Genomic DNA, 24,959 nt, shown 5'->3' with positions numbered 1-24,959 from the left:
CATCCATATGCCAACCGGCAAATTTGCTCTTTCAGGTTTTCGTGTTTTTGGTAAAGGAAAAGGAGCAGTGCCCGAAAAGGTGAAAACATTTTTGGTGTTACGGACAGAGAAAGACAAACGCAGTGCTTATATAAAATGGTCGCCTGTAGATAATGCGTATGCGTATAATATTTATTATGGGACGATCCGGATAAATTATACAACTGTATAATGGTGCACGAAGGAAACGAATACTATTTTAAAGGAATGGATAAAGAGAAAATTTACTATTATAGTATCGAAGCAGTTAATGAAAATGGTGTTTCGGAAAAAACTTCGGTACAAAAAGTAAATTAAATTTTATTCTGTTATGCAACCAGTAAACAGTTATTTAACGCGTTGGGCAGCCTTTGTATTACTGCTTTTTATAAATAAGGCAGTAGGTGCACAGGAGCTGCCGCCCCTGGTGGAAGAAGGGAAAGCACCTGTATTGTCCTTCCATTCCGGCAAAGCTTTTTATAAGGATATACAGGATTTCAAGGCGGCAGATAGTGTAAAAATGCCACCAGCCAATGCAATTCTTTTAATCGGAAGTTCTTCGTTTACCTATTGGCGTGATGTGTCGGCTTATTTCCCCGGTTATACCATTCTTAACCGTGGTTTTGGGGGGTCAACCCTGCCCGATCTGATCCGTTACCAGGATTTTATCATCTATCCGTATAAACCAAAACAAGTGCTTATTTACTGTGGCGAAAATGATTTTGCCTCGTCCGATTCAGTAGATGTAACCACGGTAGTAAACCGGTTCAAACAATTGTTTTGGGATATTCGGGTACGCTTACCCAAGGTGCCGATCAGTTATGTGGCTATGAAACCCAGCCCTAGCCGGTACCGGTTATTACCCAAATACATAGAAGGTAACCGACAGATCAGGACCTTCCTGGCCACCCAGAAACTGACCTCCTTTATTGACGTGTTTCCTGCTATGCTGGGGCCGGATGGTCGTCCGATTGGCAAACTATTTACTGCAGACAGTTTGCATATGAATGCCGAAGGGTATGCCATCTGGCAGAAGATAATCAGACCGTATTTAAAAAAAGGCAACTAAAAAACTAACACTATGCGACCCGCTATTACTGCTTTACGCCCGGTTTTATTCCCCGCAATGGTATTGCTGTTACTACAGCATCCTGTTTTTGCTCAACAGAAAATGAACCAGTTTATAACTGGGTTGATGGCAAAAATGACGGTTCAGGAAAAGATTGGCCAGTTGAACCTGGTAGTTGGTGGTGAAGCTACTACGGGTTCGGTGGTTAGTACAGGTGTGGAGGAAAAGATTAAACAGGGAAAAGTGGGCGGAATTTTTAGTGTGTCCAGTCCGCAGCGGATCCGTCGTATCCAGGAACTGGCGGTTCAGCAAAGCCGGCTCAAAATTCCAATCATTTTTGGGATGGATGTGATCCATGGCTATCGTACCATATTCCCCATTCCATTAGGATTGGCTGCGTCCTGGGATATGCAACGGATTGAAGAATCGGCCCGCATAGCAGCCCAGGAAGCCACAGCAGATGGGTTGAACTGGACCTTTTCACCAATGGTGGATATTTCTCGCGATCCCCGCTGGGGAAGAATTTCAGAAGGTTCCGGAGAAGATCCCTTTTTGGGTTCAGCAATTGCTGCGGCCATGGTACGAGGTTACCAGGGTAAAGACCTTTCGGCCGATAATACCCTGCTGGCCTGCGTAAAACATTTTGCGTTATATGGTGCCGCAGAAGCTGGTCGGGATTATCATTCGGTTGATATGAGCCGTATCAGAATGTTCAATGAATATTTTCCTCCCTATAAAGCGGCTATTGATGCAGGCGTAGGTACGGTAATGAGCTCATTTAATGATGTGGAAGGCATTCCTGCCAGTGGTAACAAATGGCTGCTTACTGATGTGCTGCGCAAACAATGGGGCTTCAAAGGCATGGTGGTATCGGATTATACCTCAGTAAATGAAATGATCGATCATGGCCTGGGTGATCTGAAAGCCGTATCGGCACTTTCCCTGAAAGCCGGCCTTGACATGGATATGGTAGGGGAGGGATTTCTGACCACCCTGGAAGCCTCCCTGAAAGAAGGAAAAATTACGCTGGCTGAAATTGATCGTGCCTGCCGATTGGTGCTGGAGGCAAAATATAAACTCGGGCTATTTGAAGATCCTTTCCGGTATTGTAACGAGGCGCGGGCACAACAGGAAATTTTTTCTGCCAAACACCGGGGCATTGCCCGCGCAACTGCGGCACGCTCATTTGTACTCCTGAAAAACCAGGGAGTATTACCCCTGGCCCGGAAAGGAAAAATTGCATTGGTAGGTCCACTGGCAGACGCTAAAGAAAATATGGTAGGTACCTGGTCTGTATCGGCCGATGTATCCAAAGCTACCTCTCTGCTGGCCGGTTTAAAGGAAGTGGCTGGTACAGGGGTAGAAATCGGTTACGCGAAGGGGGCTAATGTAACGGAAGATTCGGCGTTGGAAGCCCGTACCAGTGTATTTGGCAAACCCTGGCAGCGCGATGCCCGCCATCCCGACACCCTGCTTGCAGAAGCCGTAAAACTGGCCCAGTCTGCGGATGTGATAGTAGCTGCCTTGGGAGAACTGGCTGAATTTACGGGCGAATCGTCCAGCAGAACGGATCTCAACCTGCCGAACAGCCAGAAAAAACTGATAGATGCCCTGTTGGCCACCGGCAAACCGGTAGTGATGGTATTGTTTACCGGCCGGCCGCTTACCATTGTGGAAGAAGATAAAAAGCTTCCCGCCATATTAAACGTGTGGTTCGGTGGTTCGGAAGCCGGGTATGCAATTAGTGACGTATTGTTTGGAGATGTAAACCCATCTGGTAAGCTGCCGGCCACTTTCCCGCGGAATGTAGGACAGATTCCTATCTATCATAGCTATAAAAGCACAGGCCGTCCGCTTGTAGGAGATGAATTTCAGAAATTTCGCTCCAATTACCTCGATGTTTCCAATACGCCGCTTTATCCGTTTGGCTATGGACTAAGTTATACCAGGTTTGATTACAGCCCGGTTAAACTGAGTAAAACCCGGTTAAAAGGTGCTGAAAAACTGGTAGCATCCGTTCGGGTTACCAATAGCGGGAAATATGCCGGTGAAGAAGTGGTACAACTTTACCTGCGTGATCTGGTAGCTACCAACACCCGGCCACTGAAAGAATTAAAAGGGTTTCAGAAACTGCTTTTGCAGCCGGGCGAAACAAAGGAGGTACGTTTCGAAATTACCACCGAACTGCTAAAATTTTACGATAATAAACTCCGCTACGATTGGGAACCAGGTGAATTCACTGTATTTATAGGAACTAATTCGCGTGATGCGGCGGCGGCCAACTTCACCTGGTTACGCTAACCCGGTGCAGAAATAATGTACCTTCGCCGTATGAACCGTTACCGGCTTTTTTCAATTGTTCCGATTGCCTTGTTGGTATTCGTCTGTTCTTTTTCACAGCATGGAAGCGATGAAAAAAAATGGATTGAACTCTTTAATGGCAAGCATATCCGAAACTGGATCGTGAAAGTCAACCACCATGAAGTGGGGGTGAATTTCGGAAATACCTTTCGGGTAGAAGACGGGTTGATCAAAGTGCGGTATGATCAATACGGGGCATTTAATAACCAGTTCTCACATCTTTACTTTAAGCGTCCATTTTCACATTACCACTTGCTGGTGGAATATCGGTTTACCGGTAAATTCAAAGAAGATGCACCGGGTTACACCTATCGTAACAGTGGTGTGATGATGCATTCCCAGGATCCCCGGACCATGCTGAAGGACCAGGATTGGCCGATTTCCATAGAAATGCAGTTTCTGGGTGGCCTTGGAGACGGTAAACCTCGCCCCACTGGAAATCTTTGTACACCCGGAACAGATGTAGTTTATGAAGGCAAAATTGATCCCCGGCACTGCATAGATTCCCGCTCCCATACCTATGATGGCGACCAATGGGTAACCGCAGAAGCCATAGTGTTGGGCGATAGTCTGATCAAACATATTATCAATGGCGATACGGTGCTGCAGTATTCCAAACCCCAGGTGGGCGGCGGCGTTGTAACCAATTTTGATCCCAAGTATAAAGTGGATGGAACGCCGTTGAAAAAAGGGTATATCGCATTACAATCCGAGGGACAGGAAATAGATTTTCGAAGGGTGGCGATCCGGATCTTAAAGCGCTAAACCAGGATGCCGTACCTTAGTAATATGGAAAAAATAGAAACCATCATCCTGGATCTGGGCGGCGTTTTGCTAAATATCAGCTTTGAAGCCACCGAAAAAGCCTTTGAGTCGATCGGACTTACCAATTTCCACCAATATTTTTCGCAATACAAAGCTTCCCCCCTGTTTGAGCAGCTGGAAACCGGTGTTGTTTCGGAGCAGGAATTCTATTCCTATTTCCGTAAGGAAACCAAGTTGCAGGTAGACGATGAAGCCATTACGAAAGCATGGAATGCTATGTTGCTGGATTTTCCGCCGGAGAGGATTGAATGGTTACGGGGACTGGAAGATCGTTACCGGGTGTTTCTATTCAGTAATACCAATAGCATTCACCACGAAGCATTCCAGTTGAAATTCAGTGCCGAGTTCCCTGGTAAACCCTTTGACCTTCATTTCGAAAAAGCCTATTACTCACATATACTTGGAAAGCGCAAGCCCTATATCGATGCTTTCCAGGCATTGATCAGCGATGCGGGTATTAACCCAGCGACCACCGTTTTCATAGATGATACCAAAACCAATGTAGAGGCAGCTGAAAAAGCGGGTATGAAGGGGATTTTTTTAACCAATGGGCAAACTGTGTTGGAGTTGGGGTTGGGGTAGGTGGAAAGGAGATGCTGGTTGGTTCAGACAGGTACAGACCTGCAATAGGCCTGTTTTTTATTTAATTATTGTAGATGGTTTTGAGGGTTGGCACAACAAATTTTAGCAGCATATCCCGTCTTACTGCCTAATATGACCCAATAAAATATTAAAATATTATTTAATAATATCCTGCCCTTATTCCCCTCTCACCTCCTCGAATTCAATATAATCCCCTTTCGACGGGGCAGGGCGCTGGCTGTGCGAGGCATTGGGTGAACCGGTAGAATTGTTTGGCTGGTATTGCCCCTGTTGTTGCATGCGGGCTTCCATTTCTTCCTGGGCGGCTTTGAATTGGCGACGAACGGACCTGGTAGCACGGGTAACCGGAATAACAAATCCAACAATGAATTTATAAGCGATGTAGGCCAATAACAGTAATAATACAGTTTTTAACATAGCCGTGTAAAGGTACAACCTCTGGCCAGATCATTTTTGTTAATCTTGCCCTTCCGATCAGGCGCAGCACCGGGGAGCAGCACATTTGGATCGTATGCATGTTTTACCTTACATTTGCATCGGAAAAAGAAGCAAGAGAAGGGAACGGAAGCGTTCCCTTCTTCTATTTTCGAAATTGACAAATCAGGCAGTGTGGTAAATGAAACGTATATCCAGGCAGTAGCGCAGTTCATGAAGGAACTGCTGGAAGGAGACGAGGATTGCTTTTTGGTGGAAGTGAAAATCAAACCCACCAATAATTTCAAAGTATTCCTGGATGCTGATTCGGGCATTTCCATTGCCAGGTGTATCAATTTTAACCGGGCGCTGTACAAGAAAATTGAAGAAGCGGGCTGGTTTCCGGAAGGTGATTTTTCGCTGGAAGTATCCTCGCCGGGCCTGGATGAGCCGCTGAAACTTTGGAGGCAGTACAAGAAAAACATCGGCAGGATGGTAGACATCACCCTCCTGGATGGCAGCCATCTCACCGGGAAATTGCTGGAAGTAACCGAAGATGGTTGTGTAGTGGAAGAAACAAAAGGGAAAAACAAAAAAAAGGAAGTGATTACCCACTCCCTCTTATTTGAGCATATAAAACAAACAAAAATTCAGGTAGTATTCTAAATAACACTACTATGGCAAGTATCAATTTGATTGAAGCATTCCAGGATTTTAAAGAGGCGGAGAACATTGATCGTCCGACTATGATGAAAGTAGTTGAAGACGTATTCAAAACCCTTCTCCGGAAGAAATATGGAAGTGATGAGAATTTTGACGTAATCGTGAACGCTGAAAAAGGGGACCTTGAGATCATTCGCCGCCGGATGATTGTAGACGATGGCGCCGTGGAAGACCCACTGGCCGAGATCGCCTACTCGGAAGCCCGGAAAATTGAACCCGATTACGAAGTTGGGGAAGAATTGTACGAAGAAGTGGAGATCCTGGATTTTGGCCGCAGGGCTATCCTGGCTGCCAAACAAACCCTTGCCAGCCGGATCAGTGACCTGAAAAAGAATGTACTGGTAAAAAAATATGGCGATCGGGTCGGAGAAATCATTAATGCAGAGGTTTACCAGGTTTGGAAAAAGGAAATTCTGCTGCTGGATGAGGAAGGAAATGAGCTGATTCTGCCCAAAAGCGAGCAGATTCCGCAGGATTATTTCAAAAAAGGGGAGACCATCCGGGCCGTTGTAAAAAAGGTGGAATTAAAAAATAATTCACCCGTAATCATTTTATCGCGCACCAGTCCGTCTTTCTTAGCTAAATTGCTTGAAATTGAGGTACCGGAGATCTTTGATGGATTGATAGTTATCAAGAAAATTGTCCGCGAACCAGGCGAAAGAGCCAAAGTAGCGGTAGAATCCTACGACGACCGCATTGACCCGGTAGGGGCCTGTGTGGGTATGAAAGGAAGCCGCATCCATGGTATCGTTCGGGAATTAAAGAACGAAAACATAGATGTGATCAACTACACCAATAATCAGCAGCTCCTCATCCAAAGAGCCCTGACACCGGCCAAGATTACCAGTATGGAACTGGACAACGAAAAGCACCATGTGAATGTCTTCCTTAAACCTGACCAGGTATCCCTGGCCATTGGTCGTAAGGGCGTGAATATCAAGCTGGCACAGGAATTGACCAGCCTGACTATTGACGTATTCCGCGATAATGAGGGAGAACCCGAAGAATACGATATCGACCTGGATGAATTCAGCGACGAAATCGAAACATGGATCATTGATGAATTAAAACGCATTGGTTGCGATACCGCACGCAGCGTTTTGGATCTTACAGTGGACGAACTAGAGAGAAGAACTGACCTGGAGCGTGAAACAATTGAAGATGTGAAGAAAGTGCTTCAGGCTGAATTCGAAAAAGAATAAGTTTCGAACAAAGAAAACAAAATAAGGTCTGCATGGGGCAGACGCAATAAGTACGAATGGCAGAAACAACAACACCTAGATTGATGGCCGCCGCCAAGGAATTTAACGTTGGGAAGGACACCCTCGTAGAATTTCTGGTGAGCAAAGGTTTTGATCGCGATGAACTGAAACCCACTTCCAAACTCACTGAGGACATGTACAATGCCTTGCAGCGAGAGTTCCAGGGAGATAAAGTGGCTAAGATCAAGAGCGATCAGATCGACCTGCCCAAAGGCAGTGTGCAGGAAAAGAAGAAGAAAGAAGAAGAAGAATTGCTCTTCCGTAAGGAAACTAAGAAAACAGAAGCCCCTGCCGAAAAACCGGCGGTGGAAGAAGCTGCACCTGCAGTTGAAGCTGAACAGCCTGTAAAGGAACAGCCGAAAGAAACGGTGAAGGAAGAGCTGACCCTGCCCGTTACACCGGTGGTGGCGGAAGTTCCTGCACAGCCGGAACCAATTGCTCCGAAAGAAAAGCCTGAACCTAAACAGGAGGAGCCGGCACCCGCAGAAGAGCCCGTTAAACCCAGCAGCCCGGCTATTGAAGGGCCGAAGATCATAGACAAAATTGACCTGTCTGCCATTGACTCGTCTACCCGTCCTAAGAAACTGGTAAAAAAGCAGGAGCCCAAAGAAGCACCTAAGGCACCAGAAAAAGAGGCGCCTAAAGAAACGGAGCAGCCGGTTATTGCTAAAAAAGAAGAAAACGCCCCGGTAAAACAACCCGAAACACCGGTTACCGGTCCTGAAGAAGCGGTGCAACAGCCGCCGGCAATTGAAAATATACAGGCAGAACGACTAACCGGGCCGAAAATCATGGGTAAAATCCAATTACCGGTAGATAGTGATACGCGGCCGAAGCCGGCAGCTGCCGGTCCGGGTGGAAATGCCAGCCAGGATGAAAAACGCAAGCGGAAACGTATTCCGATTGATAAAAAAGGTGAAAATATTACCCGCCAGCAGGCCAGTGGCCAGCAACAGGGAGGTGGATTCCGTGGTGGTCAGGGGCAAGGTGGCCAGGGACAAGGTGGTAACCGCTTCCAGCGCCCCGGCCAGGGTGGCCATCAGGGCGGACGCGGTGGTCAGCAAGGCGGTGGCAACCGCGGTGGTGCACACCAACGGAACCAGCCACGCGAGGTAAAAGAAATTGATCAGAAAGAAATCCAGGAAAAAATACGCCAGACACAGGCTAAAATGGCCGGTGGTAGCGGAAACCAGAAAGGCGGACGGGGTATGAAAACCCGTCGACTGCGCGAAAAACGTGCCGGTATGGCCGAAATGGAAGGCGCGGAAGCACAGGATATGTCACTACAGGTAACCGAGTTTATCAGTGTAAGCGAATTGGCTGCCCTGATGGACGTAAGTTATGCCGAGGTGATCGGAAAATGTATGGGACTGGGTATGATGGTATCCATCAATCAGCGCCTTGATGCAGAAGTAATTGAACTGGTAGCCAGCGAATTCGGCTTCAACGTGGAGTTTATCGGGGTGGATGATGCCGATGCCATGGATGAAGAGGAAATTGTGGACGATCCGGAAGATCAGAAACCGCGCTGGCCGATTGTTACCATCATGGGCCACGTTGACCATGGTAAAACATCCCTGCTCGATTATATCCGGAACGCCAATGTGGTAGGTGGTGAAGCCGGCGGTATTACACAGCACATCGGTGCCTATACCGTAGACCTTCCGAATAACAAAAAAATCGCCTTCCTGGATACACCCGGGCACGAAGCCTTTACGGCCATGCGTGCACGTGGTGCCAAGGTTACTGATATTGCGGTAATTGTGGTGGCAGCCGACGATGCGGTGATGCCGCAAACAAGGGAAGCTATTTCCCACGCCCAGGCAGCGGGTGTACCAATGATTTTTGCCATCAACAAAATCGATAAAGACGGCGCTAATCCGCAGAAAATATACGAGCAATTAGCTGGTATGAACATCCTGGTAGAAGAATGGGGTGGTAAATTCCAGAGCCAGCAATTGAGTGCCAAAAGCGGGTTGAATGTAGACCTGCTGCTGGAAAAAATTCTGCTCGAAGCCGAATTGCTGGAACTAAAAGCCAACCCCGACCGGGAAGCCAACGGTACCATTATCGAAGCATCACTGGATAAAGGACGCGGATACGTGGCTACTGTACTGGTTCAGAATGGTACCCTAAAACAGGGCGACCTGGTAGTATCGGGCCAGTATTTTGGACGGGTTAAAGCCATGTTCAATGAGCGGAACAAAAAACTGGACGCAGCTCTCCCTTCTACCCCGGTATTGATCCTCGGGCTGAATGGTGCGCCGCAGGCAGGTGAAACCTTCCGCGTATTTGAAGATGAGTCCGAAGCAAAAGAAGTAGCCAGCAGAAGAGCACAGATTCTGCGCGAACAGGGAATACGCACGAAGAAACATATTACCCTGGATGAAATCGGACGACGACTGGCACTGGGTAACTTTAAACAGCTTAACCTCATTATCAAAGGTGACGTGGATGGATCGGTGGAAGCCCTTTCCGATTCCCTGATCAAACTCAGCACGGAAGAAATTGCCGTAAACGTGGTACACAAAGCCGTAGGCGCTATTACCGAAAGCGATGTATTGCTGGCAACCGCTTCCGATGCTATCCTCATCGGCTTTAACGTGCGGGCCTCTACGCAGGCAGCCCGCTTGGCTGATAACGAAGGTGTTCAGATCAAAACCTATTCCATCATCTATAACGCCATTGAGGAAATCAAGAGCGCTATGGAAGGCATGCTGGAACCCAAGGTGCAGGAAAAAGAAGTGGCCACCGTGGAAGTACGCGAAGTGTACAAATTCGACAAAGCAACCGTTGCAGGCTGTTTTGTTACAGAAGGAAAACTCAAACGCGACAGCAAAGTCCGCCTCTTCCGCGATGGGGTACTTATTTATCCCAGAACAGAAGGCGCCTTTGCGGAACTCGGCAGCCTGAAACGATTTAAAGACGATGTAAAAGAAGTGAACAATAATTACGAGTGTGGTCTTACACTTAAAAATTTCAGCGATATCCAGGTGGGTGATACCATTGTGGCAATCGAAGAAGAAGAAGTGAAAAGAACCTTGTAAGAGCAGACGCTGCTCAGACTCTTATCGCTTTGTTAAATAATAGAACCGTTAACACAGGAGCTGGTCTCCTGTGTTAACTTTAATAGGATTACCGAGATTATGCAGAAATTCCTTTTTACAATACTCCTGGGGCTGTTAGCAACAGGTAGTCAGGCACAAACCCGTAAAGTGGTGGCGGATAAAATTGTGGGTGTGGTAGGTGATAAAATCATTCTTCAATCAGATATAAGAAATGCTATACTGGATGCACAGCGCCAGGGGCAGCAGGTACCTGAAAATGCAGAATGTTTTATTATGGAGCAAGCCCTGGCTCAAAAAGCAATGGTACTGCAGGCCGAAAAAGATTCCCTGGTAGTTAGTGAGGAAGAAATTGATGGAATGCTCGATAACCAGATCCGCCAGTTTATTGGAATGTACGGTTCCAAAGAAGCCCTGGAGCAGATTGCCGGCAGAACAGTTTACCAGATCAAAGAAGATTTTCGCCAGAATTTCAGGGAACGCCGCCTGGCCGAGCAAATGCGGAATAAAATTGTTGCCAGTATCAAAATTACCCCCACAGAAGTAAAAGAGTATTTTGATAAAATTCCTACCGACAGCTTAATGTTCTATGAAAGCGAGCTGGAGATCGGGGAAATAGTTGTGTACCCGAAAGCCAGCCGTGATCTGGAATTGTATGCTATTGAAGAACTGAACGATTACAAACAGCAGGTTGAGTCAGGTAAGGCCAAATTTGAAACACTGGCAAGTTTATATACCGATGATCCGGGGAGCAAAAATACCGGGGGTATGTACCAGATCAACCGCACGGAAAAACAAATGGATCCTACCTTCATTTCCAATGCGTTTCGCTTAAGAGAAGGCCAGGTTTCGCCTGTTTTTAAATCCAAATTTGGCTATCACATCATCCAGATGGTAAACCGGGCCGGCGACGATGCTACGGTACGCCATATTCTCCGTATCCCTGCCATTACAGATACCGAAGTGGCTGAATCTGTAACCAAACTGGATTCTGTGCGTAATGACCTGCTGGCCAATAAATACGATTTTGGGGCCGCTGTTTCGAAATACAGCGAATCCGACGAATCCAAATTTACCGGCGGTATGAAACAATGCGGCCAGGGTTCTTATTGCACCATCGACCAACTCGACAAAGATATGGTGGTGGCTTTAAAAGGATTAAATCCCGGCAGCTTCAGTGAACCATTGGTCTATACCGATGAAAGAGGTAAAAAAGGGGTACGGTTAATTTACCTGAAAACCCGTACCGAACCCCACCGCGAAAACCTGAAAGATGATTATAACAAGGTAGCGGATCGTGCGCTGGAAATTAAAAAGATGGAAGCCGTTGATAAATGGTTTAAAAGCAAGATCCCCACCTTTCACCTGGTTATCGATCCCCAATTTACTGCCTGTACCCAACTGGGTATTTGGATGAACAGCATCACGAAGAACCAGTAATACAATATTCTAATGAAATCAGCAGATGGTCTGTCTTCGGGCAGACCTTTTTTGTGTAATTTTAAGAATGCACACCCTCGCTGCCATGCCTCCCTTACAACAGGAACAAACCAGCTACCAGCTTTTTTCCGATGAGCAATCGAGGGTAATAAGTATTTGTCCGGGTTTAATAAGCCAACTCTCCAATGCCCTGCAGGCAGGAAGAAACCGATTGGATGATTTACTGCACCTCGATTCAAAAGCAAGCGCCTTACTCCGCTTTGCCACCCAAACCAGGCAACCCGTTCATTTCAGGGCATCGCTTCGGATGGATGCCGGAATTTTATTTCCCCTGTACTGGACCATTATTCCGCAAGCCGATGGCTATCAATGGTATGGTTTCCCGGTTTCTGAAAAAAATGAGTCAGAAAACCGGTTGAACGAAATTGAACGCACTTTATCCTCCCTCCACGATATAGTTTTTGAACTGGATGATAAAGGCCGGTTCACTAATTTTTGGGTGGACGATGTGAATAAACTCTTCCTGCCACCTGCTGCATTTTTAGGAAAGGAGTTGGAAGAAGTACTGGCTGGCTTTCCGGCCCCAGTTGGGGATAAACTGCTGGATGCCTACCGGCAGGCCAGAAACAGTCAGCTGAAATTTTCAGTTGAATATGCCTCCCCCGACCAGGCCAATTGGTTTGTATGCCGCTTTATGCCGGTACGCTTTGCCGACAAATCATTTGCCGGAATGATTGTAGTGATAACCGATAGTACACAACAAAAGCAACTGGAAAATAACCTGCGCGAAAGCGAACTCCGCTACCGCGACTTATTCGAGAACGCCAACGATATTATTTATACCCTGGACCCCGATATCCGTATCCGCTCCTTTAACCGGAAAGCCGCCGAATTACTGGAATACGAACAGGAAGAAATAATTGGCCAGTCGCCTCATATTTTTTTCGCACCAGAAAAACTGGAACAGGCTATTGAGCAGGGCAATATCAAAAGAGAAGGATATAAGATTGTTACATTTTACGAATCAGAATTAATATCTAAATCAGGTGAACGCATCCCGGTAGAAATCAGCTCCCGGCTAATTTTCAGAAACGGTGAACCGGATGGAATACATGTAACGGCAAAGGATATACGTAGTCAAAAAAATGCGGCGCTTAAATTGGCAAAAAGCGAAGCAAAATTTCGTTTCCTGGCAGAGTATTCGAGAGACCTGATTTGCCTGCACCGCCCCGATGGTGAATATATTTATATATCGCCCTCGGTGCAATCTATCCTGGGTTACGATCGCGATGAATTAATAGGAAAATCGCCCTATTCATTTTTTCATCCAGACGATGCCGAAAACGTGGTACGTAAGGCGCATGAGAATAATAGCAAAGGAATTGACGCCCCATCTATTCAATACCGGTATCGCAGGAAAGATGGGCAATATGTTTGGCTGGAATCGGTTTCCAAACCAATTATGGAAGATGGAGAATTGATCTATATTCAAACCAATAGCCGGGATATTACCGACCGTAAAATTTCTGAAGAAAAACTACGGCAAAGCGAAGAATGGTTTAAGGCACTTTTTCAGAATTCGCTGGATATAGTATGGGTGGTTTCAAAGGAAGGGTTGCTTTTGAACGCATCTCCCAGCTTCGAAAAGCAACTGGGTTTTACAATTGAAAACTGGCTGGGTAAACCCATCCGGGAGCTGGTACATCCCGACCATATTATTCATTTTGACAATGCCATTAAAAAAGTGCTGCTGGCTGAAGACCCGGATCTGATACTCAGGATCCGGCTCCGGAATATGGAAGCTACCTGGCTGTGGATGGAGCTAAAAGCCGCATCAGGGTTTACTACGTCCAGTATCCCGGGTATAATTCTGAGTCTTCGGAATATTACCGAATACATTGAGATTGAAAAAACCTTACAGCATTATTCCGACCAGATCACCGGCATGTTGCATAGTATTACTGATGGGTTTATTGCCGTGGACCGCAGTTTCAAAATTACCATGTTTAATGCAGTGGCCCAGGAAGCCCTGCTGCATAACAATAACCTGGTAGTAGGTTCCAATTTGTGGGGACTATTTCCAAATACCCTGGAATCGGTTAGTTACCACTCCCTGCAAGAAGCAATGCGGCAACATTCAACCATTCGGTATGAACAACGCATAGATGTGCTGCGCAGTTGGTTTGATGTAAGTGCCTTTCCCTATGATGAAGGACTTTTTATTTATTTTAAAGATGTTACCAACCGGAAAAAACAGGAACACCTGCTGCAACTGGAAAAGCAGGTGCTTGAAATGCATGCCGGTTCTACGGCCAGTTTGCAAGAACTGGCGGCCCATTTATTGAAAGGAGTAGAGCTTATCAGCGATCGGTTTTATTGCGCAGTTTGCCTGGCAAAAAATAACCTGCGCGATGCGGTTTTGCTGGCCGCGCCAAGTTTGCCTCAGTTATTCTGGGACTTTACGCAAAGCACGCCGCTTGATCCGGAACTCACTACCTGCGGAAGAGCCATTGTTAGTCGCCAGCCCGTGGCTATCAACGATGTGGTCAACTCTGACCTGGCAACCTCTACCAAACAAGGAGCCGAAGTACTGGGAATCAAAGCAACCCTGTCCATTCCCATGATCAGTTCGGGCAATGAAGTACTGGGAACCTTTTCCATTTATTTCCTCGATGCCCGGCAACCTACTGAAGAAGAAATGGCCGTTTTAAGCCGTCTTACCCATCTGTTAACGATGATTATTGAAAACAAACAGGCGGCTGAAAATTATGGATCAGTAATGAACGCTACCTGCTTGCCACCAAAGCCAGCAATGAAGCTATCTGGGATTGGGATGCGGTAGAGCAGGTCTCTTTCTGGGGAGAAGGATTCAATACCCTATTCGGTTATCCCTCTATGTTTTATACAGGTTCCTCGTTAAACTGGGAGAATAAGATTCATCCCGACGACCAGGACAGAGTACTAAAGCTGATCAATAAATATACATCGGGCGAAAAGAAGGGCTTGTATAAGGCCGAGTATCGGTTCCGCAAGGCGGATGGAACCTATGCCAATGTGGTAGATAAGGGTTATTGCTTATATAATGAAGAAGGGAAAGTAATTCGCATGATCGGTTCAACGGAAGATATGACCGAGCGAAAACTACTGGAAGAAAAATTATTGCAACAGGAAATACATAAGCAGCAACAGATTGCGCAGGCCGTGGTGGACGTACAGGAAAATGAACGGGCAGAAATAGGTAAAGAACTGCATGATAATGTAAACCAGCTACTTACAACGGCCAAACTGTTTCTTGAACTGGCCCGGAACGATGCTTCTATGCAGGAAAGCATGCTGAAGAAAAGCTCCGATACCATCATGAACGCTATTAATGAAATCCGCAAAATCAGCCGATCCCTGATGCCGGCCAGTATCAGTGACCTGGGCCTGATTTCCTCTATTAATGATTTGGTCGACAATATCAATTTATCTCGCCAGTTATTAGCAGAGTTCAAATACGACAGGAATATAGAAAAGCGTTTGAAGGCAAAAGAAAAGCTGATGTTTTTCCGGATCATCCAGGAGCAGGTAAACAATTCGTTGAAACATGCCGAAGCCAGTCACCTGCTGATCAGTATTTCCAATCACCGAAAAACGACCCGGTTAGAGATAAAAGATAACGGTAAAGGCTTTGACCAGGACCAGGCCCGGAAAAAAGAAGGGATCGGAATGTTGAATATAATGAGCCGTGCTGCTATCTTTAACGCGAAAGTAGAAATTATAACGGCACCCGGAAAAGGATGCCATTTAGTTATAGATTTGCCTTATTCCTCTAAAAAAACAATACCAGAATGAAAAAAGTGTCAATCCTTATCGTTGACGACCACAAACTTATCCGTGAAACCTGGAGTTTCATCCTCGGCAGCGATGAGCGTTTTGAAGTTATTGCAGATTGTGGAGATCCGGATGAAGCTATTAAAGTGGCTGCTGAAAGAAAGCCGAATGTGGTGCTTATGGACATCAATATGATTCCTATGAGCGGTTTCGATGCAACCGAACAAATTAAGAAAGTAAGCCCGGAAACCCGCATTATCGGGGTGTCTATGCACTCACAGCCCGCCTATGCACGAAAGATGCTTCAGGTTGGTGCACATGGATATGTAACCAAGAACAGCAGCCGTGAAGAAATGGTGAAAGCCATTCTGGAAGTGGATAAAGGCAACAAATATATCTGTGATGAAATCCGCAATATTATTTCTGAACAGCTTACTGAAACAGAGCCGCAGGGCCCGGATATTCAAAGCCTTACAGAACGGGAAATCCAGATAATCAGTTTTATCAAGAAAGGGCATTCCTCGCGCGAAATAGCCGCTGAACTGGATATTTCTTTAAAAACGGTAGAAGTTCACCGGCATAATATTCTTAAAAAACTCAAACTTAAAAACACGGCAGCACTGGTAAATTTTATCAATAGCAACCCTAGTTTATATTGAGTTTTGCCGATAAAGCGATTGCGTTTTTCAACGATCTGAAACCTCCGGGTAGATTAGCTCCCGGAGTTAAGCCGCTTTACCCACATAAAAATGCCGGTATTCAGGAGCTGATCCGCCAGTTTTTTAACCGGTATTATGCGGATGAACAAAAGCGGTTTATATTAATCGGAATAAACCCAGGCCGCTTTGGCGCCGGAATTACCGGTATTAATTTTACAGCCCCCAAGCAACTGGATACGGTTCTTGGAATACCGCATAACCTCGGTGATTCATCGGAACTTTCTGCAGAATTTATATATGCTGTAATAGAAGCTTTCGGCGGACCTTCAGCGTTTTATAAACAGTTTTACCTGGGTTCGGTAAGCCCCGTTGGATTTATAAAAAACGGGAAAAATCTGAATTATTACGATGATCCGATTTTGTTGGAACGCATCCGCCCCTATGCTGTTCAGCAACTAAAAAAACAACTGGAGTTTGGAATAAACCGATCTATTGCTATTTGCATCGGGGGCGATAAAAACCTTCGCTTCCTGCAGGGCATCAACCAGCAATACCGGTTTTTTGAAGAGCTTAAAGCTGTGCCCCATCCCCGTTTTATACTGCAATACCGCCGCGCTGATAAGGCGGATTTTATTCTTCAATATTTGGAGGAACTGGCGTATTGCATAAAAAAATAATACTAGATTCGTGTTCTTATACGTCGAATTATGATCTGCTAATATTACCGGCATGGCCGGTATCGACTCCGAAGGGTCAGTTTTTTTGCCGGTGCTTACAACCGGAATTTTTTTAGCCTGCTTAGGCTATTCTTCATTTTTATTTCCTGATAATGCGAAACAATACGTTTTCGGTCCGTCGGCTGGGTTCGATCTGGACCTTTTTGAAAGCTGCTCTCCAAGGCGAAGAGCAGGATTATACCAGCGGCAGTATTCGCCGCGCAGTTTTTTTACTGGCTATTCCCATGGTTATAGAAATGGGTATGGAAAGTGTATTTGCCATAGTAGATCTGTATTTTGTTGGAAAGCTGGCCGATAGCCAGCATGCTATCCAAACAGTGGGGTTAACAGAATCGGTATTGTCTCTGGTATATGCCATGGCAATTGGTATTAGTATGGCAGCTACCGCCATGGTAGCCCGTAGAGTAGGGGAAAAAGACCTGAAGGGAGCTGCTCATGCAGCTATGCAATCCCTGCTGGTAGGAGTTGCTATGGCGGTGTTGGTTAGCGGTACCGGTTTACTACTGGCTCCAGATATTTTACGATGGATGGGAGCTGAACCGGAAACCGTTCAGATAGGAACACCGTACACCCGTTTAATGATGGGCACCAGCCTGGTAATTACGCTCTTGTTCCTGATTAATGGAATTTTTCGAGGGGCGGGAAATGCCTCTATGGCCATGAAAAGCCTGATGATTGCCAATATTGCCAATATTTTACTTTGCCCGCTATTGATCCTGGGCTGGGGACCTATTCCTGCAATGGGATTGATAGGAGCTGCCCTGGCTACCACAATTGGAAGAGGAATAGGTGTGGCGTATCAGTTGTACCATCTTTTTGGCAGGAGATCACAGATTAGTCTTCAGTTAGCACAGTGGATGCCGGACTGGACCACCATCCAATCGCTTTTTAAAATTGCTGCCCCCGGCACTGCGCAGTTTATAATTGGCTCCTGCTCCTGGATTTTCCTAGCCAGGCTGGTGGCGGAAACCGGGCATTCAGCTGCGTCAGCCGGTTATCAGACCGCAATCCGCATTATGGTATTTTTTATTCTGCCGGCCTGGGGTATGTCTAATGCAGCAGCCACGTTGGTAGGGCAAAACCTGGGGGCACAAAAGCCCGAACGGGCCGTGGAATCTGTACATGCAACGGCCCGCTATAATGCTATTTTTATGGGATTGGTAATGTTGGTATTTCTGTTTGCCTCAGAATGGGTCGTAGGCTTTTTTACCCAGGATCCGGAAGTAAACCGCATTGGTACACAGGCGCTGCGGATCATGAGTGCGGGCTTTGTATTTTATGGTATCGGAATGGTGATGGCCAACGCTTTTAATGGCGCCGGCGATACCAAAACCCCTACCCGTATCAACCTGGTCGGGTTCTGGTTTTTCCAGATTCCGCTGGCTTATTTACTGTCTAAAACTGCCGGACTCGGCCCACAGGGTGTATTCATTGCAATACCTGTAGCTGAAACAAGCATTACCATTGCTGCCTGGTTGCTTTTTTTGAAGGGGCGCTGGAAACATGTAGTGATATAATGGTAAATTAGGGGATGAGTTATTTAAATTCAGATAAACTCCGACAGGTAATATTTCTATTGATGCTGCTCTTATTGGGCGGCATCCTTTTTTTTGAACTAAGGGCCTTTATTCCGGCCGCATTGGGTGCTTTTACCTTGTTCATTTTAATGAACCGTTGGATGCGCATGCTAATCGTAAAAGGATGGAAGCCTGCATTGGCGGCGTCGGTACTGATGCTGCTGTCTTTTATGATTATTGTATTGCCTATTGCCGGTGTAATAAGTATGTTGGTGAACCGGCTGAAAAAATCAGGCCTTCATTTGCAACAAGCCATCGGTGCACTGGAGAAATTTATTCAAAACCTGGAGCAGCAAGTGGGTTTTCAACTGGTCAGCGACCAGTCGCTGGCTAAATTGGGCGAAATTGCAGCCAAGGAATTACCACTGATACTGGGCGCTACCTTTAATACCCTCACCACGCTTATTGTCATGTATTTTATCCTGTATTTTATGTTGATGGGTGGCCGGTCATCCGAATACAATATTTTTCAATGGCTGCCGATGTCCAAAAAAAACCAGCACCAGTTGCAGCAACAGATTAATTCCCTGGTTTTTTCCAATGCGATCGGTATTCCCCTGATTGCTCTTATACAGGGTATTATAGGGTTGGGTGGCTACCTGCTGCTGGGGGTAAAAGAGCCCTTTCTTTGGTTTGCGATTACCTGCATCGGCTCCATGATCCCGATTATCGGAGCAGCAATCGCTTATATTCCGCTGGCCATCATTTTTTTTGCTGCCGGAGATACCTGGCGGGGAGTGGCCATGCTGATTTTTGGGTTTGGGGTTATCGGTACTTCCGATAATATTTTCCGATTCTGGCTGCAGAAAAAAATCGGCGATGTACACCCGCTCATTACGGTTTTTGGGGTAATCCTGGGCATTGATCTCTTTGGTTTTATAGGGCTGGTATTTGGCCCACTCCTGATTTCCGTATTTATTTTACTGATCCGGATTTATCAATTGGAATTTACTGCGCCGGTTGCTGACAACCGCATTTCCTTTACAGAGGAGGAAGCCCGCTAAAGGTTGTTGACTGCTTATTTTGGATTTCAGGTAAAAATACGCACACTATTTGCGAAGTACTCTCCGTTAGTATAATCCAATAGTCCAATGAATAAACTACGTTCCAATCGTATCCTGAAAACAGTTGTTTTCACAGGGGTTTGTGCCCTGCATCTGATGGTTCCACTAAATGTTACCACCAGCATGGCAGCCGGCTTTAAGCTAACCGGATCGGTGGCTGAAATTACAGCCTGCCTGGTTCCTGCAGATTCACAATCATCTGATAAACAATTCATTGCTACAAAACCTCCAAGAACTCAGAAGGCTGTTGCAGACCCCGTCTATTCCATCGCTGACTCCCTCTACTCGGCACTTGGCCTGGCCAGGAAGGGTTTGTCGCGCCCCGCTTTCCGATATGCCTGGAAAGGGTATAATAAGCTGCTTGATAAAGGTCGTGTTCGCCGTTCTGATATATTATCGATCTGTGATTTCAGCCAGTCTTCCAAAAGAAAACGACTGTATGTAATTGACCTGGAGGAAAAGAAATTATTGATGCAGACATTTGTGGCCCATGGAAGAAATTCGGGCGCTGAATATGCGCGGAATTTTTCGAACCTGCCCGAATCGCACCAGAGCAGCCTGGGTTTTTATGTAACCCGCTCCACCTATTTTGGTGAGCATGGTCTGGCGCTTAAAATTGACGGACTGGAAAGAGGCATCAACGACAAAGCTTTTGCCCGCAATATCGTAGTGCATGGTTCAGATTATGTAGGGTCAGATTTTTTACGCTCGAATAAAATGAATGGAAGAAGTTATGGTTGCCCGGCCGTGCCAAGAGAACAGGCAACCAGGATTATTAATACCATTAAACAGGGAAGCTGTTTATTCATCTATCACCCTTCTAAGAAATACCTGGCCAATTCAAAAATATTGAACGTTTAGCTTGGACATAGACAAAGGCTGGCTTGGACACCCCTAAGCAAGAGCTCAATCCGTAGATTGGGCTTTTCTTTTTTTACTGGATGACCAGAACTGCTATGGCAACAGATACCAGCCCGGTAAGAAAACCTGCCAGTAAATCCTTAGAGCTGTGTTCGCCCAGCAAAAGGCGGGCAGTACAGGTAAGACCAGTTATCAGTATCGCAATCATTAAGGGCAGAGTCATGGGGATAAAACTGTTCCAGGCCATATAGGTAAAAAATCCGGCCAATACTCCCATGGCTATACCATGTAAACTGATCTTTATAAAATTATTGGCAGTAAGGGCGATGATACTGGAAACAAAGCTGGCACACAATACCTGAACAAGTTCGGGTGGATTGTCGCCCTGGTTTTTAGCCACATAAAAAATCCAGAAATAAAAAACCATCGATGCTATGATGGGGATGATCCGTTCTTTCTGTGTTCTTAACCGTATACTGCTGGCAAAACCCAGTCTTTGTAAAAGGAATACCGTAAAAGCAGGGAAAAATGCTGTGCTGACAAAAACAGACACCAGTTTTATTTTTTTGTAGAATTCGCTATCGCCCATAAAGGCAAAAGGATGCAGGTAAAGCAGAAACGCGGTTATATAAGAAGGTATAAATATCGGATGAAAAAGTATAGAAATAAGGTGGGCCAGCAGGCGCAATAATTTATTGCCTCCCGTGCCTTGTTCTGCTTCAATAGTAAATTGATTCATTATAACTCCTTTCTGAGCCGCGCTACCGGAATATTTAATTGCTCCCGGTATTTCGCCACTGTTCTGCGTGCAATGTTATAACCTTTTTCCTGTAATAATTCGGTTAATCGTTCATCGCTGAGGGGTTTGCGTTTATGCTCGCCCTCGACGAGGTTACTCAGGATTTTTTTAACCTCCCGCGTACTTACCTCTTCCCCGCTATCGGTACTAAGGCTTTCACTGAAGAAGAACTTCAGCCGGTAGGTGCCGAATTCGGTTTGAACAAATTTACTGTTGGCAACCCGGCTAACGGTAGATATATCCAGGCCTGTCCGCTCGGCAATATCTTTCAGGATCATCGGGCGCATGGTGGTTTCATCGCCGGTCAGAAAAAATTCATATTGATACTCCAGGATGGTTTGCATGGTCATCATCAGGGTCTGTTGCCGCTGCTTGATAGCATCAATAAACCATTTGGCCGCATCAATTTTTTGCTTGATAAACATTACGGCTTCTTTTTGCCGTTTATCTTTTTTTGAACCCCGGTCATATTCTTTCAGCATATCGCGATAGCCTTCGCTGATGCGGAGATCCGGCGCGTTTTTACTGTTCAGGGTTATTTCGAGTTTGCCACCCGTATTATAAATAAAGAAGTCCGGTACTACATAACTTTCAGCTTTGTTCACTTCCCCTACATTTCCCCCTGGTTTAGGGCTCAGGCGAATAATTTGCTGAATAATCTGCTTGAGTTCCTCGTCATCGATATTAAGTCCCCGCTGGATTTTATCGTAATGTTTTTTGGTAAACTCATCGAAATAGTGCGAAAGGATTTCTATGGCACCCTGCACAGCCCTGCCTTCATTTTTTTTGCGTACCAATTGTAATAGCAGGCATTCCTGCAGGTTGCGGGCAGCCACGCCAGCCGGGTCAAATTGCTGGATAAGTTGAATCAGTTCTTCAATTTCCTCTTCCGAAGCATCTACATTCTGGCGAAATGCCAGGTCGTCCTGGATAGAAGCGGTTTCCCTTCTCAGGTAACCATCGTCATCAATGCTGCCCACGATCTGCTCTGCAATTTTTCGCTTCCTGTCGTCCAGGGTTAGCATACCTAGCTGATCGGCCAACATATCATGCAGCGAAGATTCTATTTTAAAAGGTGTGGTTTGCTTATCATCCAGCTCCGGGTAATTATCGTCTCTCAGGCGGTAATCGCCCACTTCATCGTCTCCTTCCGAAACATATTCGCTGATATCGATATTATCGTATTCTTCCTCAGATCCTTCCGATTCAAACTCTTCTTCCGCTGTTTCAAATTCATCGCGGGGCTCTTCAAAATTTTCTTCGTTCATTTCATCGCCCTGCTCCAAAGCCGGATTTTCTTCCAGTTCCTCCTTTATTCGCTCCTCCAGGTTGGCGGTAGGTACCTGCAGCAGTTTCATCAGCTGAATTTGCTGAGGCGAAAGCTTCTGAAGCAGTTTCTGTTGTAAACTTTGTCCTAATGCCATTCGTTATGTTCAGGGTTTATGCGGTTTTTTTTGAAAATCCGCGCTATCCACAAAAATCAGGCCGTAAATTACAAAATTAGTTGGAGCACCTGTGAAAGGAATCCTTAAAATATTTATAATGCTGCTATCCAGCCTGCTGGTTTTGCCTGCAAAGGCCCAACAGGCAAGGCTTTTGCCTGTTTCGATAAATCTTTCAGAGATTGCTCAACCCTCGGTACAAAAGGCGGTAAAATCAGTAAAAACTCCTGTTTTTAGGGAGTTGACCCGGCAGCCGGTCCAATACGGAAATGCCTTGCTGGTCAGCAGGAATGGGCTTTTTTCGCCGGCCAATACCTACCCGGTAGGCGGTATTGCCCCCGATTTTATACTGAAACACTGGGGCGTTTTTTGTATAGGCGAGTACAGATTGCAACAAAAAACCGGGCTTCCGCTCCGGTTTAGAATAGGTTCGCTGGATTATGTAAACCAGCTGGAAGGCAAATGAGTTAATACGGAAGTTGCCCGGGGTTGGGGGCTATCCAGTCCATTGCCGGGATTACAGCCGGTTGCCGGTAGTAATTGTTGCGTAAACTATCATTCCAGCCATTCGGGTTTTTTTCAAAACTTTTACTGCTGAAGTAAATAACCCCCTGCATATTGGGTGTATTACGCACTGCCTGAATCATTCTTGGTAACTGATTTGGATCTTTCCAGGCGGCGTTGGACCCTGCCCGGTATATCCCCAACCCTATATAACAATGTTTTCCATAAGTGTTTTTACTCCACCAGTCCAGTAGTACTTCAAAAGGAGCAGCCTTATGTCCAAATTCCCAATAAAGTTGGGGGGCTACATAATCTATCCAGTCTTTTTCAAGCCATAACAGGATGTCGGCATAGAGGTCGTCATAATTGGTTTGCCCGGCTTTGGTTGCGCTTCCACGCGGATCCTTATCCGCGTTTCTCCATACGCCAAAAGGGGAGATGCCGAATTTTACCCAGGGTTTTTCTGTTTTGATAGCGATGGCCAGGTGGCGGATAATGGAATCCACATTGCTTCTTCTCCACTCATCGCGCGACATACCTTCGCCGAATACCTTAAAGGTTTTAGCATCCGGAAACTCTTTCCCCGCAATACGGTAGGGGTAAAAATAATCGTCAAAATGAACCCCGTCAACCGGGTAGCGCTTTACCAGGTCTCGCACAATATTTACTACAAATTGCTGCGCGTTTTTATTACCGGGGTCAAAGTATTTCGTGTCTCCATAATTGAGGAACCAGTCGGGGAAGCGGCGGGTTATGTGATCCTGTGCCGTAATGGATGTTTTGGTATTAAATACCGCGCGGTAAGGATTTAACCAGGCATGAAACTCCATTCCCCGGCTATGGGCTTCGGCTATCATAAACTGAAGCGGATCATAATAAGGAACCGGTGCCTGTCCCTGTTTGCCGGTCAGCCATTCGCTCCAGGGTTCATAGGCAGAGGGAAACATTGCATCGGCAGCAGGGCGAACCTGCACAATTACAGCATTTAGCCCGTTTTTTTTGTGCAGATCGAGGAGTTGTAGGTATTCTTCGCGTTGTTTAACCGGGTTGGTAGTGCCTTTGGTGGGCCAGTCGATATTGGCTACAGTAGCTATCCAGGCTGCCCTGAACTCAGTTGTTCCGCCTGCATTGGTTTCAACAGGAGCAGGAATGGGGGCCGCCGGTTGCTGAGCGGTTAAAAGGGTGGAATTCAATAGGATTGCTATTGCTGATAGCAAGGAATTTTTTAACTGCATGATCTTATTTTCGGTTAATCCTGACTGTTGCGAAGCTTGTCAAGTAATTTATTTAGTTCAAGGGCATCCGATTCGCTGAGGCTTTTCAGAATGCTGTCCCAGTCACTTTCGTGCCTGTCCATTTCGGCCAGTAAGGCCTGTCCTTTATCTGTAATGGTAACATCCACAAGCCTGCGGTCGGAACTGCAAATTACTTTGGATACCAGTTCCTTTTTAACCAATCGGTCAACTATACGGGAAGTATCGCTCATTTTATCGAGCATCCGTTGTCTTATTTGCAAGGTGCTGAGTGGTTCCCCTGCTCCGCGCAGAATCCGCAGTATATTAAATTGCTGGGTGGTAAGATCGTATTGATCGAGGTGCTTGCGGGTATTTTCCATCAGCCAGTTATAAGTATAAATCAGGTTGATCATAGCTTTCTGGTGCTCGTTCCTGAATTTTCGTTGATTAATGTCTTTGTTGATACTCATAACAGGTATGTTCAGGTT

Annotated in this window: 21 protein-coding genes and 1 pseudogene; 17 read left to right on the top strand and 5 right to left on the bottom strand. The window is 46.0% G+C overall.

Annotated elements, in window-relative coordinates; genetic code table 11:
• The 5 genes and pseudogenes from A1D16_RS05815 to A1D16_RS05795 all read left to right on the top strand — a co-directional run.
• Nucleotides 1-211, top strand: a pseudogene (locus A1D16_RS05815) (hypothetical protein); the annotation flags it as partial.
• 138 nt (nucleotides 212-349) lie between these two features.
• Complete coding sequence (locus A1D16_RS05810) at nucleotides 350-1,087, top strand: GDSL-type esterase/lipase family protein (protein WP_290708343.1); 738 nt, start codon at nucleotides 350-352, stop codon at nucleotides 1,085-1,087.
• Between the two features lie 12 nt (nucleotides 1,088-1,099).
• Nucleotides 1,100-3,388 (top strand): beta-glucosidase BglX, encoded by a 2,289-nt coding sequence (bglX, locus tag A1D16_RS05805; RefSeq protein ID WP_290708342.1) that lies wholly within the window; start codon nucleotides 1,100-1,102, stop codon nucleotides 3,386-3,388.
• Between the two features lie 30 nt (nucleotides 3,389-3,418).
• Nucleotides 3,419-4,213 (top strand): DUF1080 domain-containing protein, encoded by a 795-nt coding sequence (locus A1D16_RS05800; RefSeq protein WP_290708341.1) that lies wholly within the window; start codon nucleotides 3,419-3,421, stop codon nucleotides 4,211-4,213.
• Between the two features lie 24 nt (nucleotides 4,214-4,237).
• Nucleotides 4,238-4,855, top strand: a complete 618-nt coding sequence (locus A1D16_RS05795) for an HAD family phosphatase (RefSeq protein WP_290708340.1) — start codon at nucleotides 4,238-4,240, stop codon at nucleotides 4,853-4,855.
• Nucleotides 4,856-5,032: 177 nt separating this feature from the next.
• Here A1D16_RS05795 and A1D16_RS05790 read toward each other — a convergent pair whose 3' ends face one another.
• Entirely contained in the window at nucleotides 5,033-5,293 is a 261-nt protein-coding gene (locus A1D16_RS05790; RefSeq protein ID WP_290708338.1) for a hypothetical protein, read from the bottom strand.
• A 114-nt stretch (nucleotides 5,294-5,407) separates the two neighbouring features.
• On the opposite strand from A1D16_RS05790, the gene A1D16_RS05785 reads away from it, so the two are divergent.
• From A1D16_RS05785 to A1D16_RS05735, 11 genes are all read left to right on the top strand, one after another.
• Complete coding sequence (locus A1D16_RS05785) at nucleotides 5,408-5,956, top strand: ribosome maturation factor (RefSeq protein ID WP_290708337.1); 549 nt, start codon at nucleotides 5,408-5,410, stop codon at nucleotides 5,954-5,956.
• Nucleotides 5,957-5,967: 11 nt separating this feature from the next.
• Nucleotides 5,968-7,215: a transcription termination factor NusA gene (gene nusA, locus A1D16_RS05780; protein WP_290708336.1), complete on the top strand. Its 1,248-nt coding sequence runs from the start codon at nucleotides 5,968-5,970 to the stop codon at nucleotides 7,213-7,215.
• A gap of 56 nt (nucleotides 7,216-7,271) precedes the next feature.
• Nucleotides 7,272-10,322, top strand: a complete 3,051-nt coding sequence (gene infB / locus A1D16_RS05775; RefSeq protein WP_290708335.1) for a translation initiation factor IF-2 — start codon at nucleotides 7,272-7,274, stop codon at nucleotides 10,320-10,322.
• Nucleotides 10,323-10,421: 99 nt separating this feature from the next.
• Complete coding sequence (locus A1D16_RS05770) at nucleotides 10,422-11,780, top strand: peptidylprolyl isomerase (RefSeq protein ID WP_290708334.1); 1,359 nt, start codon at nucleotides 10,422-10,424, stop codon at nucleotides 11,778-11,780.
• A 67-nt stretch (nucleotides 11,781-11,847) separates the two neighbouring features.
• A complete protein-coding gene (locus tag A1D16_RS05765) occupies nucleotides 11,848-14,622 on the top strand; it encodes a PAS domain S-box protein (protein WP_290708333.1) in 2,775 nt (924 codons plus the stop codon).
• A complete protein-coding gene (locus tag A1D16_RS05760) occupies nucleotides 14,553-15,614 on the top strand; it encodes a PAS domain-containing protein (protein WP_366206501.1) in 1,062 nt (353 codons plus the stop codon). Before A1D16_RS05765 ends, A1D16_RS05760 begins: the two co-directional genes overlap by 70 nt.
• Nucleotides 15,611-16,252, top strand: a complete 642-nt coding sequence (locus tag A1D16_RS05755) for a response regulator transcription factor (RefSeq protein ID WP_290708332.1) — start codon at nucleotides 15,611-15,613, stop codon at nucleotides 16,250-16,252. The genes A1D16_RS05760 and A1D16_RS05755 overlap by 4 nt, the downstream gene beginning before the upstream one ends.
• Entirely contained in the window at nucleotides 16,249-16,929 is a 681-nt protein-coding gene (locus tag A1D16_RS05750; protein WP_290708331.1) for a uracil-DNA glycosylase family protein, read from the top strand. The genes A1D16_RS05755 and A1D16_RS05750 overlap by 4 nt, the downstream gene beginning before the upstream one ends.
• Nucleotides 16,930-17,081: 152 nt before the next feature.
• On the top strand, nucleotides 17,082-18,506 hold the full coding sequence (locus tag A1D16_RS05745; protein WP_290708330.1) for an MATE family efflux transporter: 1,425 nt from the start codon (nucleotides 17,082-17,084) through the stop codon (nucleotides 18,504-18,506).
• A 14-nt stretch (nucleotides 18,507-18,520) separates the two neighbouring features.
• A complete protein-coding gene (locus tag A1D16_RS05740; RefSeq protein ID WP_290708329.1) occupies nucleotides 18,521-19,570 on the top strand; it encodes an AI-2E family transporter in 1,050 nt (349 codons plus the stop codon).
• An 87-nt stretch (nucleotides 19,571-19,657) separates the two neighbouring features.
• Complete coding sequence (locus tag A1D16_RS05735) at nucleotides 19,658-20,491, top strand: murein L,D-transpeptidase catalytic domain family protein (RefSeq protein ID WP_290708328.1); 834 nt, start codon at nucleotides 19,658-19,660, stop codon at nucleotides 20,489-20,491.
• A 73-nt stretch (nucleotides 20,492-20,564) separates the two neighbouring features.
• Here the strand turns inward: A1D16_RS05735 and A1D16_RS05730 are convergent, their stop codons facing one another.
• Together A1D16_RS05730 and rpoN are read right to left on the bottom strand one after the other, a co-directional pair.
• Nucleotides 20,565-21,230, bottom strand: coding sequence for a hypothetical protein (locus tag A1D16_RS05730; protein ID WP_290708327.1), 666 nt, complete (start codon nucleotides 21,228-21,230; stop codon nucleotides 20,565-20,567).
• Complete coding sequence (gene rpoN / locus A1D16_RS05725) at nucleotides 21,230-22,714, bottom strand: RNA polymerase factor sigma-54 (RefSeq protein WP_290708326.1); 1,485 nt, start codon at nucleotides 22,712-22,714, stop codon at nucleotides 21,230-21,232. The genes A1D16_RS05730 and rpoN overlap by 1 nt, the downstream gene beginning before the upstream one ends.
• A 118-nt stretch (nucleotides 22,715-22,832) precedes the next feature.
• Here rpoN and A1D16_RS05720 point away from each other — a divergent pair, with 118 nt between their 5' ends.
• On the top strand, nucleotides 22,833-23,198 hold the full coding sequence (locus A1D16_RS05720) for a hypothetical protein (RefSeq protein WP_290708325.1): 366 nt from the start codon (nucleotides 22,833-22,835) through the stop codon (nucleotides 23,196-23,198).
• A 1-nt stretch (nucleotide 23,199) separates the two neighbouring features.
• On the opposite strand, the gene A1D16_RS05715 is transcribed toward A1D16_RS05720, so the two are convergent.
• The gene (locus A1D16_RS05715) at nucleotides 23,200-24,471 is read right to left on the bottom strand and encodes a family 10 glycosylhydrolase (protein WP_290708324.1); all 1,272 of its coding nucleotides are present in this window, start codon (nucleotides 24,469-24,471) and stop codon (nucleotides 23,200-23,202) included.
• A 14-nt stretch (nucleotides 24,472-24,485) separates the two neighbouring features.
• Nucleotides 24,486-24,941 carry a MarR family transcriptional regulator gene (locus A1D16_RS05710; RefSeq protein WP_290708322.1) on the bottom strand — a complete coding sequence of 152 codons (456 nt, stop codon included), beginning with the start codon at nucleotides 24,939-24,941 and terminating at the stop codon, nucleotides 24,486-24,488.
• Nucleotides 24,942-24,959 lie beyond the last annotated feature (18 nt).

Source organism: Flavihumibacter sp. CACIAM 22H1 (assembly GCF_001601815.1).
Lineage (GTDB): Bacteria > Bacteroidota > Bacteroidia > Chitinophagales > Chitinophagaceae > Flavihumibacter.
The sequence above is the reverse complement of the archived record's forward strand: the minus strand, read 5'-3'. Positions and strand labels throughout refer to the sequence as shown.